Here is a 15,853-nt window from a genome sequence, read left to right as displayed (position 1 = left end):
TCAACTCGGCTTGCTGTTCACTTGGAAACGGCGCTTTTTTCAGAGATGGGAAGCGCCGTTTTTTGCGCCTTGGGAAAGCCCGCTTTGGTGTGTAGATCCATTTCTTCGAGGGTGTGGGGGTGTCCTGGATTTTGTGTAAACGGCGTTGCTGTTAATCCTCCAAACGCAGAAACCGCCGAGCAATATCATCCCCAGTGAGCTCAGCAACCAACCCCTGCAAATCACCAGACAAACGAATCGTAACGAAATGCGGCCGCTCCCCCCTGTCAAACCAATGCGGCGTACCAGCAGGCACCGTTATCAAGTCATTCCTTTCACACAGCACCGCGTAGACATAATCGCCAAGGTGCAGGTTAAACAAACCACGACCGGTAACGAAAAATCGCACTTCATCCTGGCTATGGCGATACTCATCGAGCTCCCCAGCCTGTTCCGGATGATCACTGCTGACACTGACAACATCGACCCCAACATAACCCCGTTCAGTCATCAACCCATCGATCTGAGCCTGGTAAGCCGCAATGATCTCTTCCTCACTGGCACCCGGCTGGATTTTCACCGCCGCTTCCCAACGGGCAAAGTGAATACCTTGCTCAGCCAAGGTCGCGGCAATGTCCTCAAAGTGAGTCAACACCTTGTTCGGAATGTCAGGGCTCGAGACGTGATAGACGGACAGGCTGCTCATGACAATGGCTCCAGCAAATTAACGGTTCGAAGGCTCATGGCCGGTCCTCTTGCATACGTGTGGCAATGATAACGGCTGCCGCGAAGGCGGCGAGGCTGGCGACGCTGAATGTCCAACTGGCACCCAAGGCGTTCCAGCTGTAGCCGGAATACAACGCCCCCAAGGCTCCGCCCGTGCCGGCCAGCGCCGCGTACAGCGCCTGCCCCTGGCCTTGCTGGCGAGGCCCAAAGCTGCGTTGCACGAAATGGATGGCGGCGGCGTGAAAGCTGCCGAAGGTCGCCGCGTGCAGCACTTGGGCGAACAACAATACCCAGAGAAACTCGGCCAGCGAGCCCAACAACAGCCAGCGCAACGCCGCCAGCAGGAAGCTCGCCAGCAGCACCCGGCGCACGGAAAACCGCGCCAGGATCCGGCTCATCAACAGAAAAACCAACACTTCCGCCACGACGCCGAGGGCCCAGAGCAGGCCGATCAGCCCGCGGCTGTAGCCCAGGTGTTCGAGGTGCAGCGTCAGGAAGGTGTAATACGGGCCGTGACTCACCTGCATCAGGCCCACACACGTATAGAATGCCAGCACGCCAGGGTTGCGCAGTTGCCGCACAAACCCGTCCCCCGCCACTCGCGACCCCTGCAATGGCTGGGCGTTGGGCACCCAGAAGCTGGCGAGGACGATGCCGGCCATGATCAGCACCAGCGCCACCGGGTAGATGTCCAGGCTCAGCCATTCGAACAAGCGCCCGAGCATGACCACGGTGATGATGAACCCGATGGAACCCCACAGGCGGATCTGGCTGTAGCGCGAGGCCTGCCCACCCAAATGGGCCAGGGTAATGACTTCGAACTGCGGCAACACCGCATGCCAGAAAAACGCATGCAGCGCCATGACCATCGCCAGCCAGGCGTAGCTTTTATCGATGAAGATCAGCGAGAACGCCAGCAGCGTGCAGACTGCACCAAAACGCACGATCGCCAGGCGCCGACCGGTGTAATCCCCCAGCCAGCCCCAGATGTTCGGCGCCACGCAGCGCATCAGCATCGGGATTGCCACCAACTCGCCGATGCGCGCCGCGTTGAACCCCAGGTGGTCGAAATACAGCGCCAGGAACGGCGCCGTCGAACCGAGCAGGGCGAAATAGAACAGATAGAAGCTGGAGAGCCGCCAGTACGGCAGTGCCGCCACGGTCGTCAGGCCACGGCGGCTGGCAGGCCGCCCATCAAAGCTGCCCCAGCACCGGGGTGCTGACGCGTACGTCGGCGTTCTGGCCGCGATGACGCAGCAGGTGATCCATCAGCACGATGGCCATCATCGCCTCGGCGATGGGCGTGGCACGGATACCGACGCACGGGTCATGACGGCCTTTGGTGATGACGTCCACCGGGTTGCCATGGATGTCGATGGAGCGGCCCGGCGTGGTGATGCTGGACGTCGGCTTCAAGGCCAGGTGCGCCACGATCGGCTGGCCCGAGGAAATGCCGCCGAGGATGCCGCCGGCATTGTTGCTCAGGAAACCTTGCGGGGTCAGTTCGTCACGGTGCTCGGTGCCGCGCTGGGCGACACAGGCGAAACCGGCACCGATCTCCACGCCCTTCACCGCGTTGATGCTCATCAGCGCGTGGGCCAGCTCGGCGTCGAGGCGGTCGAAGATCGGCTCGCCGAGGCCCGGCATCACACCTTCAGCCACCACGGTGATCTTCGCGCCGACCGAGTCCTGGTCCCGGCGCAGTTGGTCCATGTAGGCCTCAAGTTCCGGCACCTTGTCTGGATCGGGACAGAAGAAGGCGTTCTGCTCCACCGAGTCCCAGGTCTTGAACGGGATTTCGATGGGGCCCAACTGGCTCATGTAGCCACGAATGACGATGCCCTGGCTGGCCAGGTACTTCTTGGCAATCGCCCCGGCCGCCACGCGCATGGCGGTTTCCCGGGCCGAACTGCGACCGCCGCCACGGTAGTCGCGCTCACCGTATTTGTGGTGGTAGGTGTAGTCGGCGTGGGCCGGGCGGAACAGGTCCTTGATGGCCGAGTAGTCCTTGGACTTCTGGTCGGTGTTGCGGATCAGCAGGCCGATGGCGCAGCCGGTGGTGCGCCCTTCGAACACGCCGGACAGGATTTCGACTTCATCGGCTTCCTGGCGCTGGGTCGTGTGGCGGCTGGTGCCTGGCTTGCGCCGGTCCAGGTCACGCTGCAGGTCGTCCAGGGAAATCTCCAGGCCCGGCGGGCAGCCGTCGACAATGGCGACCAACGCCGGGCCATGGCTTTCGCCCGCGGTGGTGACAGTGAACAGCTTGCCGTAGGTATTGCCGGACATGCAGGGTGCTCCGTGAAAAACGCTGAGAGACTCAACCGTGGATTCGTAATGCGCGCCAGTATACGCAGGCTCCCCGCGTAGTTCATCCTCGAACCTTATCGGCGGCCACCAGTCCAACCGGCACCTTCGTAACTAATGGCGTGATGATGTTAAAGCTGCTTGCCTTAAGCCTTACCTTGTTCACCGGCTTGTTTTGCGGCCTGGCCCAGGCCACGGTGCTGCAACGCCCGATCAGCCTCGACACAGGCAGTGGTGAGCTGTTCGGCTCGTTGTTGCTGCCCAGGTCCGACACGCCGGTGCCGGTTGTCCTGATCATTTCCGGGTCTGGTCCTACGGATCGCGACGGCAACAACCCAGAGGGCGGGCGCAACGACAGCCTCAAGCGCCTGGCTTGGGTACTGGCCAAACACAACATCGCCAGCGTGCGCTATGACAAACGCGGCGTAGCGGCCAGCCTTGCGGCGACGCCGGACGAACGCAACCTGAGCGTCGAGGCCTATGTGGCCGATGCCGTGGCCTGGAGCCACAAGCTCGCCAACGATCCACGCCTGGGCCCGTTGATCCTGCTGGGCCACAGTGAAGGCGCGTTGATCGCCAGCCTCGCCGCGCCCCAGGCCCATGCAGCGGCGGTGATTTCGCTGTCCGGCAGCGCCCGGCCGATCGACCAGGTGCTGCGCCAACAACTGAGCAACCGCCTGCCAGCGCCGCTGATGTTGCGCAGCAACGAGTTACTCGACAGCCTCAAGGCCGGTCGACTCGACGGCAACGTGCCGGCACAACTGCAGGTCATTTTCCGCCCCAGCGTGCAGCCTTATCTGATCTCATTGTTCCGCCAGCACCCGGCCCAGGCCTTTGCGGCATTGAAGATGCCGGCCTTGATCATCCAGGGCAGCCATGACATCCAGGTCAGCGTCGATGACGCCAGGCAGTTGAAAGCCGCCAAGCCCGACGCCGAACTGGCGCTGATCGTGGGCATGAACCACGTGATGCGCATCGTGCCCAACAACATGAAACGGCAACTGGCCTCCTACAAGGATCCCAACCTGCCCCTGGCGGCCGAGCTTGGTTCGCGAATTCTGCGCTTTATTGACTCGCTAGCTGCCCGTTGAGCGGTTTTAGTAGCCACTTAGCGTCCTGTTTCACAAACAGTATGTGTAATACAGGACACGCGCCCTCCAGTCCTGGCAAAAACGGCCGATAGCCCGATGTCGGGCAGCGCTATGGCTGCCGACCCGCCGGCCTGGACAGGATTTTTGCCGTTATGACTGAAACTGAAACTTCCCCCAACACCGCTGCCGAAGCCCCCGCCTCGTCTGCGGTGGAACTGCCTTGGGCCGACGTGCATACCGAGCATCACAAGATGCTCCGGCTGGCGCCGCTCAAGACCGACCGCGCCACCGGTGCGCGGCCATTGCGGTTTGTCGAGTTCAGCTATGCCGAGCGCCACAGCAAGGAACGCAGCTTGCTGCGCATGAGCATCCAGTTGCCGAACCAGCGCGTGCGCAAGGAACAGAATCACCTGGACGTCTGGGCCGACCACGTCGAGAAACGCTTGTTCTTTTCTCCGGACAACCTGCAAGTCGAGCCGTCTAACCGTGGCATCGGCCGTTTCCTGGCGGCCCAGGGCCTTACCTGGGCCAAGAAACGCTGGTCGGCCTACCAGGTGAACGGCACGGACCTGGATAACAAGGACGCCCTGAACGAAGACACTCGCCAGCGCCGTGACCGCTTTCTCAAGGCTCAAGGTTTCGAGGTGGTCTATGTCGACGCCCAGCACCTTAAGGGCAGCGTCAAGCCAACCCACGTTGGCGATCTGCTCGGGGACTGGAACACCGAGAAGTTGCAGTTCGTGGAAATCCTTGAAGCGGCGCAGATGCTGCAACAGGCCGAGCAGAACCTGGCGGAACAGGAAGTCAAACTCAAGCAGCACGAAGAAAAGGTCACCAAGTTCAAGCGCGAAGACGCCGGCCTGCGCTTCACGATCACCTGCCTGGTGGCCTTCGCCATGTTCCAGGCGGGGTTGCTGATCTGGATTGCGACACGGCATTGAGCCCGACAGCGCCTGAATAACCCTGCGGGAACGAACTTGCTCGCGATAGCGCTGTAGGAGCTGGCGAAGCCTGCGATCTCTTGATCTTGATCTTTCGCTTGAGGCTCAAGTGTTTGGGGAAAGATCGCAGCCTCGTTTCACTCGACAGCTCCTACACATTTCCTACAGGCCCAGCGGGGATAAATCCTCTCGCCACGAAAGCAATCCGCGATCAATAGGATCAAACCCGCGAAGCAAATAACCCCTGATGCTGGCGGCATTGTTCGGCGCTGAGCATGAACACGCCATGGCCGCCGCGTTCGAAGTCGAGCCAGGCGAAATCGACTTCCGGGTACAACGCCTCGACGTGCACCTGGCTGTTGCCCACCTCGACAATCAACAACCCCTTCTCGGTCAGATGATCAGCCGCCTCGGCCAGCATCCGGCGAACCAGGTTCAAGCCGTCATCGCCACAAGCCAGGCCCAGCTCCGGCTCGTGCTGGTATTCCTGCGGCATGTCGGCGAAATCTTCCGCATCGACGTAGGGCGGGTTCGACACGATCAAGTCGAAACGTTGCCCCGGCAGGCCTTCGAAGCCATCGCCCTGGACCGTGAACACGCGCTCATCGACGCCATGGCGTTCGATGTTCTGGTTAGCCACTTCCAGCGCTTCGAACGACAGGTCGGCCAGCACCACCTCAGCCTCCGGGAACTCATAGGCACAGGTAATGCCGATGCAACCGGAACCGGTGCACAGATCAAGAATCCGTGCGGGTTCCTGGCCCAACCAAGGCTCGAAACGCTTTTCGATCAGTTCGCCGATGGGCGAGCGCGGAATGAGCACACGCTCGTCGACGATGAACGACATCCCGCAGAACCAGGCCTCCCCCAACAAATAGGCGGTTGGCACCCGCTCTGTGATACGCCGACGCAGCAGGCGCTGCACATGGACCAGTTCTTCGTCTTCAAGACGGCAGTCCAGGTAGCTGTCGGCAATTTCCCATGGCAGGTGCAATGCGCCCAACACCAGTTGCCGGGCTTCGTCCCACGCATTGTCGGTGCCATGGCCGAAAAACAGATCCTCCCCATGGAAACGGCTGACGGCCCAACGGATATGGTCGCGCAGGGTACGGAGACGGGAAGTGATCACGGCGGCAAACTCCAGAAAAATCGACGGGCGAGTCTACCAGCCAAACGCGGCCCCACCCAAACACGCCCCGATGACGAACGAAAAACCCCGGACCGCTCGTAGGAATTATCCGTTTTTTGACCCGCCTATTGAACAAGATGAGCATCTTGACAAGGCTGTAGACCAGCAACGGCGGCCCTTGCGATGGAAGCGATTCACAGAACCGCTCAGCCAGAGGACAATGTCGCAAAAGCCCCACTCGAAGGAGCCCCAGAATGTCCGTTCCAAAAACGATGTTTCAACTCAGCGGCCGTGGTTATGCAGCGGCCAATCTGAGTCAAGCGACCCTGATCATCATCGATGCCCAGAAAGAATACCTCGCAGGTCCCCTGGCCCTGAGCGGCATGGATGCAGCCGTCGCGAACATCAAGCAAGTGCTCGGCGCGGCCCGTGCAGCCGGTCGACCGATCGTGCATGTGCGCCACCTGGGCACCCATGGCGGGCTGTTCGATCCGCAAGGCGAACGCGGAGAATTCATTCCCGGCCTCGAACCCCAGGGCGATGAGACCGTGATCGAAAAGCTGCTGCCCAGCGCGTTCCACGGCACCGAGTTGAAAAAACGCCTGGAAGACCTCGGCCCCCTGGACCTGATCGTGTGCGGGTTCATGAGCCACTCCAGCGTCAGCACCACCGTGCGCGCCGCCAAGAACCTGGGCTTTCGCTGTACCCTGGTGGAAGACGCCTGCGCCACTCGAGACCTGCCGCACAAGGACGGCGTCCTCAGCGCCGAACACGTTCAGCAGACCGAAATGGCGATCATGGCAGACAACTTCGCCACCCTGGCGTTGACCCGTGACTTCATCTGATTCGCCTTGATGAGCGGCCATTCGCGCCGCTCATCCGCAAAAGCCTCTCATTTGCCATACTGTCAGGAACAACCCGAACATCTTCCGGTCGAAGGGCCGATACCCATTGAGGAAGGTCGGAATGAAGTTATCCGATGGTTTTGACGCACGTCGCTTGCGGCCCAAAGGCCCGAGCAACTGGCGGCTTCGTTTTGGCGCGGCGATCGCCGCGCTACTGGCAACACTCGGTGTACTGCTGGCCATGGCCGGTGCCGCCAGCCTGCTGGGCCGCTCGCCCGCATTGGGCGAGTTGAACGCCAGCCCACTGGGCTCGGCGATCGTCCTGGCAGTCGGTCTTTTCGTGTTGTTGCTGGGCGTCTGGCTCTGGCGCCTCTGCCGCCGTCGCGCCCGCCAATCCCTGGAGCTGGCCATGGCTCCGCACCTGATGAAAAAGCACGACTGACCCGCCATCCGACGTTTTGTCGCGCCTGATCCCGCCAGAGTTGGGTAAACTGGCCGGCCTTCGCGGAGGCTGACATGCAAGACGACGACTTTTCCCTGTTCAAAAGTGCGATCCAGGGCGTAAAACCGATCAAGCACGACCGGGCCGAGACCGGCAAGCCCAAGGCCGATCGTGCGCAAATCGCCAAGCTGCGCCAGGCTGCCACCGTGCGTACCGACGCCACGACCGTGGATGGCTTGTCCGATCAGTTCGTGATCGACGTCGGGCCGGAAGACGAGTTGATGTGGGCGCGCGACGGCGTCCAGGAAAGCCAGATGCGCAAGCTGAAGGTCGGCCAGATCCCCTTTGAGGGCAGCCTCGACCTGCACGGCATGAGCGTCGAAAAGGCCCGGGAAACCCTGTGGGCATTTCTGGCCGAAGCCACCAAGTTCGAAATCCGCTGCGTGCGCGTCACCCATGGCAAAGCCGTGCGCCTGGACGGCAAGCGGCCGATGATCAAGAGCCACGTCAACACCTGGCTGCGCCAGCACCCGCAAGTGCTGGGCTTCACCTCCTGCCAGGCAAAACACGGCGGCGCCGGGGCGGTCTACGTGATGCTCAAGCGCACCATGATGGAAGGCCGCGACGAATAGCCCTCGCTTGCCGAGCTTGCAGCGCCGTGTCCGCCACCGTACCCTTGCCCTTTGCGTAAAATCCCACAGGTAGTTTCATGTCTCTGGAACAGAATTACACCGCGATTCTCGGCCAACTGGGCGAGGACGTTTCCCGCGAGGGCCTGCTCGACACGCCCAAGCGCGCTGCCAAGGCCATGCAGTACCTCTGCCGCGGTTATGAACAGACCCTGGAAGAAGTCACCAACGGTGCCTTGTTCAGCTCCGACAACAGCGAGATGGTGCTGGTCAAGGACATCGAGTTGTACTCGCTGTGCGAACATCACCTGCTGCCTTTCATCGGTAAGGCCCACGTGGCCTACATCCCGAGCGGCAAGGTGCTGGGGTTGTCGAAAGTCGCGCGCATCGTCGACATGTATGCGCGTCGCCTGCAGATCCAGGAAAACCTCAGCCGCCAGATCGCCGATGCGGTCCAGCAAGTGACTGGCGCCCTGGGCGTGGCGGTGGTGATCGAGGCCAAGCACATGTGCATGATGATGCGCGGTGTGGAGAAGCAGAATTCCTCGATGATCACCTCGGTGATGCTCGGCGAGTTCCGGGAAAATGCCGCCACTCGTAGCGAATTCCTCAGCCTCATCAAGTAATCCGTCACCTGAAGAAAACCGGCATTGATCGCCGGTTTTTTTTCGCCGGTGAAAAATCAGGTAAGCTGCGCGCCCTCTTCCTCCCTGCCGCGAGGCTTAATACCGTGATCGTCAAAGCGCTTCGAGTTGGCTTGGGCCAGCTCATTATCTTCATCGACTTCATCACCCGCCCGGGCAAGAAAAAGCGCCCGGCCGAGGCTCAGGCGCAGGTCGAGCAAGCCGCTCGCAGCCTGACGCTGTATCAATTCCACGCCTGCCCGTTCTGCGTGAAAACCCGCCGCACCCTGCGCCGCCTCAATGTGCCGGTGGCGCTGCGCGATGCGAAAAACAATGAGCAGGATCGCCAGACGCTGCTGGAGCAAGGCGGCCGGATCAAAGTGCCGTGCCTGCGTATTGAAGAGAATGGCGAGACCACCTGGATGTATGAGTCCAAGGTGATCATTGATTATCTGGATAAGCGGTTCTCTGCAGCCTGATAGTTTTCTGGTGTGGCGACTGACCTCATCGTGAGCAAGCTTTGCTCCCACAGGGGGCCTTGGTGAACACTGGATTTGTATTCGCCACTGTCCCTGTGGGGGCAAAGCTTGCTCGCGACGGGCCCCGGACAGCCACCGCGAAGATCAAGCCGCCTTCGCAGCCAACGCCTCCCGCACTACCCCCGCCAACCGCTTGAGCCCTTCATCCAGCCGCGCCGGGTCGATGTGGCTGAAGTTCAAGCGCAGGTGCCCGGGGTGCTGGTCCGGCTCAGGAAAGAACGGCTCCCCCGGCATGAACGCAACGTCGGCCGCCAAGGCGGCGGGGAGCAAGGTGCGGGTGTCCAGCGGTTGCCTGAGGGTGAGCCAGAAAAACAACCCGCCCTGGGGCACGTTCCAGTCCGCGATATCAGAGAAATGCGTTTGCAACGCCGCCTGGAACCGATCACGACGGTCCCGATAGAAACCCCTCAACTCACTCAAATGGCTGCGGTACTGCTCGGTGCCGATCCACTGCAGCGCCTGCCACTGACCGATGCGATTGGTGTGCAAATCCGCCGACTGCTTGAGTCGCAACAGGTGCGGGAACAAATCCGGGCTGGCAATCAGGTAGCCCACCCGTAGCCCCGGTAACAGGGTTTTCGACACGGTGCCGGTGTAGATCCAACTGGCTTTCTTCAAGCGACTGACAATCGGCGTGGCGCTGCCACCATCGAACGTCAGCTCGCGGTAGGGTTCGTCCTCGATCAGGGTCACGCCAAACTCGTCCAACAGCGCCGCCACCGCATCGCGCTTGGCTTCGCTGTAGCGCACCGCCGAGGGGTTCTGGAACGTCGGGATCAGGTAGATGAACGCTGGCCGATGCTGCTCCAGCCGGGCTCGCAACTGTTTCAGGTCCGGCCCGTCAGCCGCCAGGGGCACGGTGATGCAGTCGGCGCCGAACAGCTGGAAAATCTGCAACGCGGCCAGATACGTCGGCGCTTCGAGCATCACTTGCGTGCCGACGTCGATGTGCAACTTGGCCGCCAGGTCGAGGGTTTGCTGGGACCCGCTGACCACCAGCACCTGACTCACCTCACAGGCCACGCCCAGCGTCCGCGCCTGGGCCGCCAGGGCTTCGCGCAGAGCAGGTTCGCCTTCGCTCATGCCGTACTGGCCCATGGACAACGGCATGGCCGCCCATTTCACTTTCGGCAGCATGGCTTCGGCCGGCAGGCCGCCAGCGAACGACATCACTTCAGGGCGCTGTGCCGCCGCGAGAATTTCTCGAATCAAAGAACTTTTGAGGCGCGAGACACGTTCGGAAAAAGCCATGGGGTCACCTGTAGCGGGGCACGGGAGGAATGAGTCAAACTGGTTGACCAAAACTACTCTGCCACCTCTGGATACGTCAATATGCTTGACCTTAAAAATCCGACCTCTCAACAAATGGCCATGGAAGCGTTCTTCTTCGGTTACCAGGCTTTCACCGCCAAGGCCGATGAAATGCTTGAGCGCCGCGGGTTGAGCCGGGTGCACCAGCGCATCGTTTTTTTCATCGCCCGCTACCCGGCATTGAGCGTGAAGGAGTTGCTGGCATTGCTCGGGGTGAGCAAGCAGGCGCTGAACATGCCGTTGCGGCAACTGATGGAAATGCATCTGGTAAACAGCGTCGCGTCCGAGACCGACAAGCGCAAGCGACTGCTGGAACTGACGGCCGAGGGAGAGCGGTTCGAGCAGGCCTTGCGGCGTGAGCAGGTGAAACTACTGGAGCGGGTGTTTGCCGAGGCCGGGGAAGCGGCGGTGAATGGGTGGTTGGCGGTGAATCTGGGGCTGGGGAAGGGTCAGCTGGCTGTCGACTGAGTTTGTCTCTGCAAGAGGTGCATTACCCGCCTCCTGCCATCGCGGGCAAGCCTTGCTCCCACAGAGGGTCTTAGCAGGCGCCAGCGGTGGGAGCAAAGCTTGCTCGCGACAGCGCCCCCAAGGTCGATATACCCCTATCGAACGACATTTCGTCGACAACATAGAAAACATTATTTGATTTTTTTGTATACAAAAGCATAATTCGCTTCGTGCGAGTTCCTGACCACTAGGTCAACATACTTCGCCAGCCTTACCTGCCTCAGCGCATCGCAGCCACCCCCAGGGCGAGTGCGGTGCTGGAAATAACAATAAAACTCTTGAGGAGTACTCGCTGTGGAAAGCCGCAAACCCGAAGCCCGGACGCTGGACCTCTCGCCGCCACTACGCAGGGGCTGGCTGGAGCGCCTCTTCAAACTCAGCTTGCATGGCACCACGGTGAAGACCGAGCTGATTGCCGGCCTGACGACCTTCATCACCATGGCCTACATCATCTTCGTCAACCCCAACATCATGGCCGACGCCGGCATTGATCACGGCGCCGCATTCGTCGCCACCTGCATCGCCGCGGCCCTGGGTTGCCTGTTGATGGGCCTGTACGCCAACTGGCCGGTGGGCCTGGCGCCAGGCATGGGCTTGAACGCATTCTTTACCTACACCGTGGTCGGCACCATGGGCTACAACTGGGAAACCGCGTTGGGCGCGGTGTTCGTTTCCGGTGTGCTGTTCATGGTCCTGACCCTGTCACGGGTGCGGGAGTGGCTGCTCAACAGCATTCCGGTGAGTCTGCGGTTCGCCATGGGCGCGGGGGTCGGGTTGTTCCTCGGGCTGATCGGCCTGAAAACCGCCGGGATCATCGTCGACAGCCCCGCCACCCTGATCAAGCTCGGCTCGTTGCGTGAGCCCGGTCCATTGTTGGCCGCGGTGTGCTTCCTGATGATCGCCGTGCTCAGCTATCACCGCGTGTTCGGCGCGATCCTGATCAGCATCATCGCCGTGACCCTGGCCGGCTGGGGCCTGGGATTGGTGCAGTACAACGGCGTCATGTCGACACCACCGAGCCTGGCCCCCACCTGGATGGCGATGGACGTGGCCGGGGTGTTCAACGTCAGCATGATCAGCGTGGTGTTGGCCTTCCTGTTCGTGCACATGTTCGACACTGCCGGCACCCTGATGGGCGTTGCCCAGCGCGCCGGCCTGGTAAAAGCCGATGGCAAGATCGAGAACCTGTCCCGCGCCTTGAAAGCCGACAGCGCCTCCAGCGTCTTCGGCGCCATGGTTGGCGTGCCGCCAGTGACCAGCTACGTGGAAAGTGCCGCTGGCGTGGCCGCCGGTGGCCGCACGGGGCTTACCGCCGTGACTGTCGGTGTGCTATTTATTGCTGCCATGTTCTTCGCACCGCTGGCCGGGATGATCCCGGCCTACGCCACGGCCGGGGCCTTGATCTACGTTGCCATGCTGATGATGGGCGGCATGGCCCACATCGAATGGGACGAGGCGACTGACAGCATCCCGGCCATCGTCACGGCCATCATGATGCCCCTGACGTTCTCGGTCGCCGACGGTATCGCATTGGGTTTCATCACCTATGTGGTGCTCAAGGCCGGCACCGGTAAACGCAAGGAAATCTCCGTCAGCCTGTGGGTGCTCTGCGCGATCTTCATCGCCAAGTTCATCTTCTTGTAAGCAACACCGTATTTACCCGCCTCATCCATTGGGTGAGGCTTTTGTACATCAGGAGCAAAGCAATGAATCTGGAAACCTGGCTGTTGTTCAGTGGTGCCGCCTTGGTGGTGATCCTCATCCCCGGCCCGTTGTCGTTATTGATGATCGGCAACAGCCTGAACTACGGCCTGCGCCGCTCGTATCCGGCGTTCCTGGGTGGAGTGTTTGCCTCGATCTGCCTGCTGAGCGCCTCGGCGCTGGGGCTCGGTGCGTTGTTGATGGCGTCGGAGCAACTGTTCAGTGCCCTGAAGATTGTCGGTGCCCTGTACCTGTTTTATCTGGCCTGGCAGAGCTGGCAGCAATCGCGCCAACCATCCCAGGGTGCCGAAGTACCCCAGGCTGCCGCGATCCCACGCTTTCGCGCGCTGTTCGGCCGGGCGTTCGTGCTGGGCGCCAGCAACCCGAAAGACATTCTGTTCTTTGCCGCTTTCCTGCCGCAGTTCCTGAGCGCCAAGCAAGCGTTCCTGCCCCAACTGTTGATCATGATCGCCACCTGGACCGTGCTCGACCTGCTGTGCAAGCTGGCCTACGGCTTCGGCGCCCACGGTGCGGCGCGGTACCTGCGTACGGGTAACGGCCAGGGCTGGTTCAACCGGGTCAGTGCCGGGTTGTTTGGCGGTGCGGGGGCGGCGTCCTTGTTGAGCCGCTAAGCGCCAAAAACATCGCGAGCAGGCTCGCCCCACAGGTTTTTGTGAACGACAAAAATCCAGTGTGGGAGCGGGCTTGCTCGCGAAGACGCCCTCCCAGACACCCTATTTTCATGGACAAAAAAAAGCCCGCAGTGTGAGCGGGCAAAAAACCAAAGAAGCGCCATGCGCAGTCGCTTCCAGGACAAGGCAGCAGCTCGGGGGGTCAGCTGCCTCGATAGGTTGAATAAGCGTAAGGCGAAATCAGCAAGGGCACGTGGTAATGCTCCTGCTCGGCCGAAATGCCGAAGCGCAGCACCACCACATCCAGGAACGCCGGTTCGGACAACTGGACACCACGGGCGCGGTAGTAATCGCCGGCATGGAATTGAATCTGATAGACGCCCGAACGGTAGTCATCCCCTTGCAGCAGCGGCGCGTCGCAGCGACCGTCGCTGTTGGTCAGCGCGCTGGCGACCAGTTGCAGTTGCGAACCTTCCACACGGTACAACTCGACTTTGATCGAGCTGCCCGGGCAGCCGTGTGCAGCATCCAAAACGTGAGTAGTCAAACGTCCCATTGATTGTGCGCGCCTCGCTGCAGTGCAGTCCGGCCCGACGCCTCCTGAATCAGTTGAAAGACAGGCCGCACCGTTTCGGAGCACGAAACGCCACGGCGATGAACGAATTAAGACACTTTAAAATAAAATTGTACACAATAAAAAATCAATATTTTTGCCCCTGTGCGTTCCGACCAGGGTTCCAACCCAATCCGAAGCCAAACCAATGGATACGCTATCCTTACACTGATTAATTGACCAGATGGGCAGGTTTCTTGCAGTGTAGACAAACCCGGAGCAGCGGTGAAAAATGCAAAAAACCAGGCTTACAAATCGTACATAAAGTTGTATACAATCAACCCATCGTCGTGACGCCAGCCTATGATCCATCGCCAGGGCGCCACCCACATGGTTCGAACAAGAAGGAAGACTGCAGTGAGCGCTGACTACCCACGCGACCTGATCGGTTACGGCAGTAACCCTCCCCATCCCCAGTGGCCGGGCAATGCCCGCATCGCCCTGTCCTTCGTGCTCAATTACGAAGAAGGCGGCGAGCGCAACATCCTGCATGGCGACAAGGAATCCGAGGCATTCCTCTCCGAGATGGTCGCGGCGCAACCGCTGCAGGGCGAGCGCAACATGAGCATGGAATCGCTGTACGAGTATGGCAGTCGCGCCGGGGTCTGGCGGGTCCTCAAGCTGTTCAAGGCGTTCGATATCCCGCTGACCATTTTCGCCGTGGCCATGGCCGCCCAGCGCCATCCTGACGTGATCCGCGCCATGGTTGCCGCCGGTCACGAAATCTGCAGCCACGGCTATCGCTGGATCGACTACCAATACATGGATGAGGCCCAGGAGCGCGAGCACATGCTCGAAGCGATCCGCATCCTCACCGAAATCACCGGCGAACGCCCGCTGGGTTGGTACACCGGTCGCACCGGCTCCAATACCCGCCGGCTGGTCATGGAGGAAGGCGGTTTTCTCTATGACAGCGACACCTACGACGACGACCTGCCCTACTGGGAACCGAACACACCCAACGGCAAGCCGCACCTGGTGATCCCCTACACCCTCGATACCAACGACATGCGCTTCACCCAGGTGCAGGGTTTCAACAAGGGCGACGATTTCTTCCAATACCTCAAGGACGCCTTCGACGTGCTGTATGCCGAAGGCGCCGAAGCCCCCAAAATGCTGTCCATCGGCCTGCACTGCCGCCTGATCGGCCGCCCTGCCCGCCTGGCGTCCCTCAAGCGCTTCCTCGAATATGCCAAGGGTCATGAACAGGTCTGGTTCAGCCGTCGCGTCGACATCGCCCGCCACTGGCAACAGACTCACCCGTGCCCGCAAGCGTTGAAACCAGGGGCTTCGAAATGACGACCTTCCAGACCCTCAAGCCTTCCACCTTGAGCCGTGCAGCCTTCGTCCGGACTTTCGGCGACATCTATGAACATTCGCCATGGGTCGCCGAAAAGGCGTTCGACCTGGGCCAGGATCCGTCAATCGACCAGATCGAAACCCTGCACCAGCGCATGAGCGACATCCTCTTGAGCGCCGATCACGCCCGCCAACTGGCGCTGATCAATGCTCACCCGGACCTGGCAGGTAAAGCCGCTGTCCAGGGCCAACTGACCGAAGCCAGCACGAACGAACAGGCCGGCGCCGGTATTCACCAATGCACGGCCGAAGAGTTCCAGCGTTTCACCGAGCTGAACGACGCCTACAAGGCCAAGTTCAAGTTCCCCTTCATCATGGCGGTAAAAGGCAGCAACCGGCATCAGATCCTCGCGGCGTTCGAAACGCGCATCCATCACTCGGTAGACACCGAATTCAAATGCGCGCTGGCAGAGATCAACAAGATCGCGTTGTTCCGATTACTGACCCTATAGCGAGCAGCCCTGCTACCCGAGGCCCTGCAA

The 15,853-nt window shown here is 60.9% G+C and carries 18 protein-coding genes; 12 read left to right on the top strand and 6 right to left on the bottom strand.

Going from position 1 to position 15,853, the window contains the following annotated elements; translation table 11 throughout:
- Window positions 1–151: 151 nt before the first annotated feature.
- The 3 genes from AACY42_RS15385 to aroC are packed head-to-tail and all read right to left on the bottom strand — an operon-like array spanning window position 152 to window position 2,991.
- A complete protein-coding gene (locus tag AACY42_RS15385; RefSeq protein ID WP_339480551.1) occupies window positions 152–685 on the bottom strand; it encodes an acireductone dioxygenase in 534 nt (177 codons plus the stop codon).
- Window positions 686–719: 34 nt separating this feature from the next.
- Complete coding sequence (locus AACY42_RS15380; RefSeq protein ID WP_339480549.1) at window positions 720–1,865, bottom strand: MFS transporter; 1,146 nt, start codon at window positions 1,863–1,865, stop codon at window positions 720–722.
- Window positions 1,866–1,899: 34 nt separating this feature from the next.
- Window positions 1,900–2,991, bottom strand: a complete 1,092-nt coding sequence (aroC, locus tag AACY42_RS15375) for a chorismate synthase (RefSeq protein ID WP_003204486.1) — start codon at window positions 2,989–2,991, stop codon at window positions 1,900–1,902.
- Between the two features lie 143 nt (window positions 2,992–3,134).
- Here aroC and AACY42_RS15370 point away from each other — a divergent pair, with 143 nt between their 5' ends.
- Window positions 3,135–4,100 carry an alpha/beta hydrolase gene (locus AACY42_RS15370; protein WP_339480752.1) on the top strand — a complete coding sequence of 322 codons (966 nt, stop codon included), beginning with the start codon at window positions 3,135–3,137 and terminating at the stop codon, window positions 4,098–4,100.
- A gap of 152 nt (window positions 4,101–4,252) precedes the next feature.
- Window positions 4,253–5,041: a hypothetical protein gene (locus tag AACY42_RS15365; protein WP_339480546.1), complete on the top strand. Its 789-nt coding sequence runs from the start codon at window positions 4,253–4,255 to the stop codon at window positions 5,039–5,041.
- 220 nt (window positions 5,042–5,261) lie between these two features.
- On the opposite strand, the gene prmB is transcribed toward AACY42_RS15365, so the two are convergent.
- Window positions 5,262–6,170, bottom strand: a complete 909-nt coding sequence (gene prmB / locus AACY42_RS15360) for a 50S ribosomal protein L3 N(5)-glutamine methyltransferase (protein ID WP_339480545.1) — start codon at window positions 6,168–6,170, stop codon at window positions 5,262–5,264.
- A 254-nt stretch (window positions 6,171–6,424) separates the two neighbouring features.
- Here prmB and AACY42_RS15355 point away from each other — a divergent pair, with 254 nt between their 5' ends.
- The 5 genes from AACY42_RS15355 (at window position 6,425) to AACY42_RS15335 (ending at window position 9,188) form a co-directional block, all read left to right on the top strand.
- Window positions 6,425–7,015, top strand: a complete 591-nt coding sequence (locus AACY42_RS15355) for a cysteine hydrolase family protein (RefSeq protein ID WP_339480543.1) — start codon at window positions 6,425–6,427, stop codon at window positions 7,013–7,015.
- Window positions 7,016–7,136: 121 nt separating this feature from the next.
- Entirely contained in the window at window positions 7,137–7,457 is a 321-nt protein-coding gene (locus tag AACY42_RS15350; RefSeq protein WP_339480542.1) for a hypothetical protein, read from the top strand.
- Window positions 7,458–7,531: 74 nt separating this feature from the next.
- Window positions 7,532–8,089, top strand: a complete 558-nt coding sequence (locus AACY42_RS15345; RefSeq protein WP_003204497.1) for a Smr/MutS family protein — start codon at window positions 7,532–7,534, stop codon at window positions 8,087–8,089.
- A 77-nt stretch (window positions 8,090–8,166) separates the two neighbouring features.
- Window positions 8,167–8,712: a GTP cyclohydrolase I FolE gene (folE, locus tag AACY42_RS15340; RefSeq protein ID WP_003204506.1), complete on the top strand. Its 546-nt coding sequence runs from the start codon at window positions 8,167–8,169 to the stop codon at window positions 8,710–8,712.
- Between the two features lie 104 nt (window positions 8,713–8,816).
- Window positions 8,817–9,188 carry a glutathione S-transferase N-terminal domain-containing protein gene (locus AACY42_RS15335; protein WP_204127775.1) on the top strand — a complete coding sequence of 124 codons (372 nt, stop codon included), beginning with the start codon at window positions 8,817–8,819 and terminating at the stop codon, window positions 9,186–9,188.
- A gap of 144 nt (window positions 9,189–9,332) precedes the next feature.
- On the opposite strand, the gene AACY42_RS15330 is transcribed toward AACY42_RS15335, so the two are convergent.
- Window positions 9,333–10,499, bottom strand: a complete 1,167-nt coding sequence (locus AACY42_RS15330; protein ID WP_339480540.1) for an aminotransferase-like domain-containing protein — start codon at window positions 10,497–10,499, stop codon at window positions 9,333–9,335.
- 81 nt (window positions 10,500–10,580) lie between these two features.
- Between AACY42_RS15330 and AACY42_RS15325 the strand changes: the two genes are divergently transcribed.
- From AACY42_RS15325 to AACY42_RS15315, 3 genes are all read left to right on the top strand, one after another.
- On the top strand, window positions 10,581–11,027 hold the full coding sequence (locus AACY42_RS15325; protein ID WP_339480539.1) for a MarR family winged helix-turn-helix transcriptional regulator: 447 nt from the start codon (window positions 10,581–10,583) through the stop codon (window positions 11,025–11,027).
- A 333-nt stretch (window positions 11,028–11,360) separates the two neighbouring features.
- The gene (locus tag AACY42_RS15320; RefSeq protein ID WP_445261545.1) at window positions 11,361–12,710 is read left to right on the top strand and encodes an NCS2 family permease; all 1,350 of its coding nucleotides are present in this window, start codon (window positions 11,361–11,363) and stop codon (window positions 12,708–12,710) included.
- 62 nt (window positions 12,711–12,772) lie between these two features.
- Complete coding sequence (locus AACY42_RS15315; protein ID WP_339480537.1) at window positions 12,773–13,399, top strand: LysE family translocator; 627 nt, start codon at window positions 12,773–12,775, stop codon at window positions 13,397–13,399.
- Window positions 13,400–13,601: 202 nt separating this feature from the next.
- Here the strand turns inward: AACY42_RS15315 and uraH are convergent, their stop codons facing one another.
- Window positions 13,602–13,955, bottom strand: coding sequence for a hydroxyisourate hydrolase (gene uraH, locus AACY42_RS15310; protein ID WP_058546670.1), 354 nt, complete (start codon window positions 13,953–13,955; stop codon window positions 13,602–13,604).
- Between the two features lie 414 nt (window positions 13,956–14,369).
- Here uraH and puuE point away from each other — a divergent pair, with 414 nt between their 5' ends.
- Both puuE and uraD read left to right on the top strand, forming a co-directional pair.
- A complete protein-coding gene (gene puuE / locus AACY42_RS15305; protein WP_339480536.1) occupies window positions 14,370–15,311 on the top strand; it encodes an allantoinase PuuE in 942 nt (313 codons plus the stop codon).
- Complete coding sequence (gene uraD / locus AACY42_RS15300) at window positions 15,308–15,823, top strand: 2-oxo-4-hydroxy-4-carboxy-5-ureidoimidazoline decarboxylase (RefSeq protein WP_339480534.1); 516 nt, start codon at window positions 15,308–15,310, stop codon at window positions 15,821–15,823. The genes puuE and uraD overlap by 4 nt, the downstream gene beginning before the upstream one ends.
- Window positions 15,824–15,853 lie beyond the last annotated feature (30 nt).

This window comes from Pseudomonas sp. RL_5y_Pfl2_73 (assembly GCF_963970515.1).
In the GTDB taxonomy this organism is placed as follows: domain Bacteria; phylum Pseudomonadota; class Gammaproteobacteria; order Pseudomonadales; family Pseudomonadaceae; genus Aquipseudomonas.
Note: the sequence above shows the minus strand (reverse complement) of the source record. Positions and strands in the feature narration are given on the sequence as shown.

Coding starts and splice junctions, on each gene's coding strand:
- AACY42_RS15370 (WP_339480752.1), top strand. CDS start 3,135: ATGATGTTAAAGCTGCTTGCCTTAAGCCTTACCTTGTTCACCGGCTTG.
- AACY42_RS15365 (WP_339480546.1), top strand. CDS start 4,253: ATGACTGAAACTGAAACTTCCCCCAACACCGCTGCCGAAGCCCCCGCC.
- AACY42_RS15355 (WP_339480543.1), top strand. CDS start 6,425: ATGTCCGTTCCAAAAACGATGTTTCAACTCAGCGGCCGTGGTTATGCA.
- AACY42_RS15345 (WP_003204497.1), top strand. CDS start 7,532: ATGCAAGACGACGACTTTTCCCTGTTCAAAAGTGCGATCCAGGGCGTA.
- folE (WP_003204506.1), top strand. CDS start 8,167: ATGTCTCTGGAACAGAATTACACCGCGATTCTCGGCCAACTGGGCGAG.
- aroC (WP_003204486.1), bottom strand. CDS start 2,991: ATGTCCGGCAATACCTACGGCAAGCTGTTCACTGTCACCACCGCGGGC.
- AACY42_RS15315 (WP_339480537.1), top strand. CDS start 12,773: ATGAATCTGGAAACCTGGCTGTTGTTCAGTGGTGCCGCCTTGGTGGTG.
- uraD (WP_339480534.1), top strand. CDS start 15,308: ATGACGACCTTCCAGACCCTCAAGCCTTCCACCTTGAGCCGTGCAGCC.
- AACY42_RS15325 (WP_339480539.1), top strand. CDS start 10,581: ATGCTTGACCTTAAAAATCCGACCTCTCAACAAATGGCCATGGAAGCG.
- AACY42_RS15330 (WP_339480540.1), bottom strand. CDS start 10,499: ATGGCTTTTTCCGAACGTGTCTCGCGCCTCAAAAGTTCTTTGATTCGA.
- uraH (WP_058546670.1), bottom strand. CDS start 13,955: ATGGGACGTTTGACTACTCACGTTTTGGATGCTGCACACGGCTGCCCG.
- AACY42_RS15385 (WP_339480551.1), bottom strand. CDS start 685: ATGAGCAGCCTGTCCGTCTATCACGTCTCGAGCCCTGACATTCCGAAC.
- AACY42_RS15350 (WP_339480542.1), top strand. CDS start 7,137: ATGAAGTTATCCGATGGTTTTGACGCACGTCGCTTGCGGCCCAAAGGC.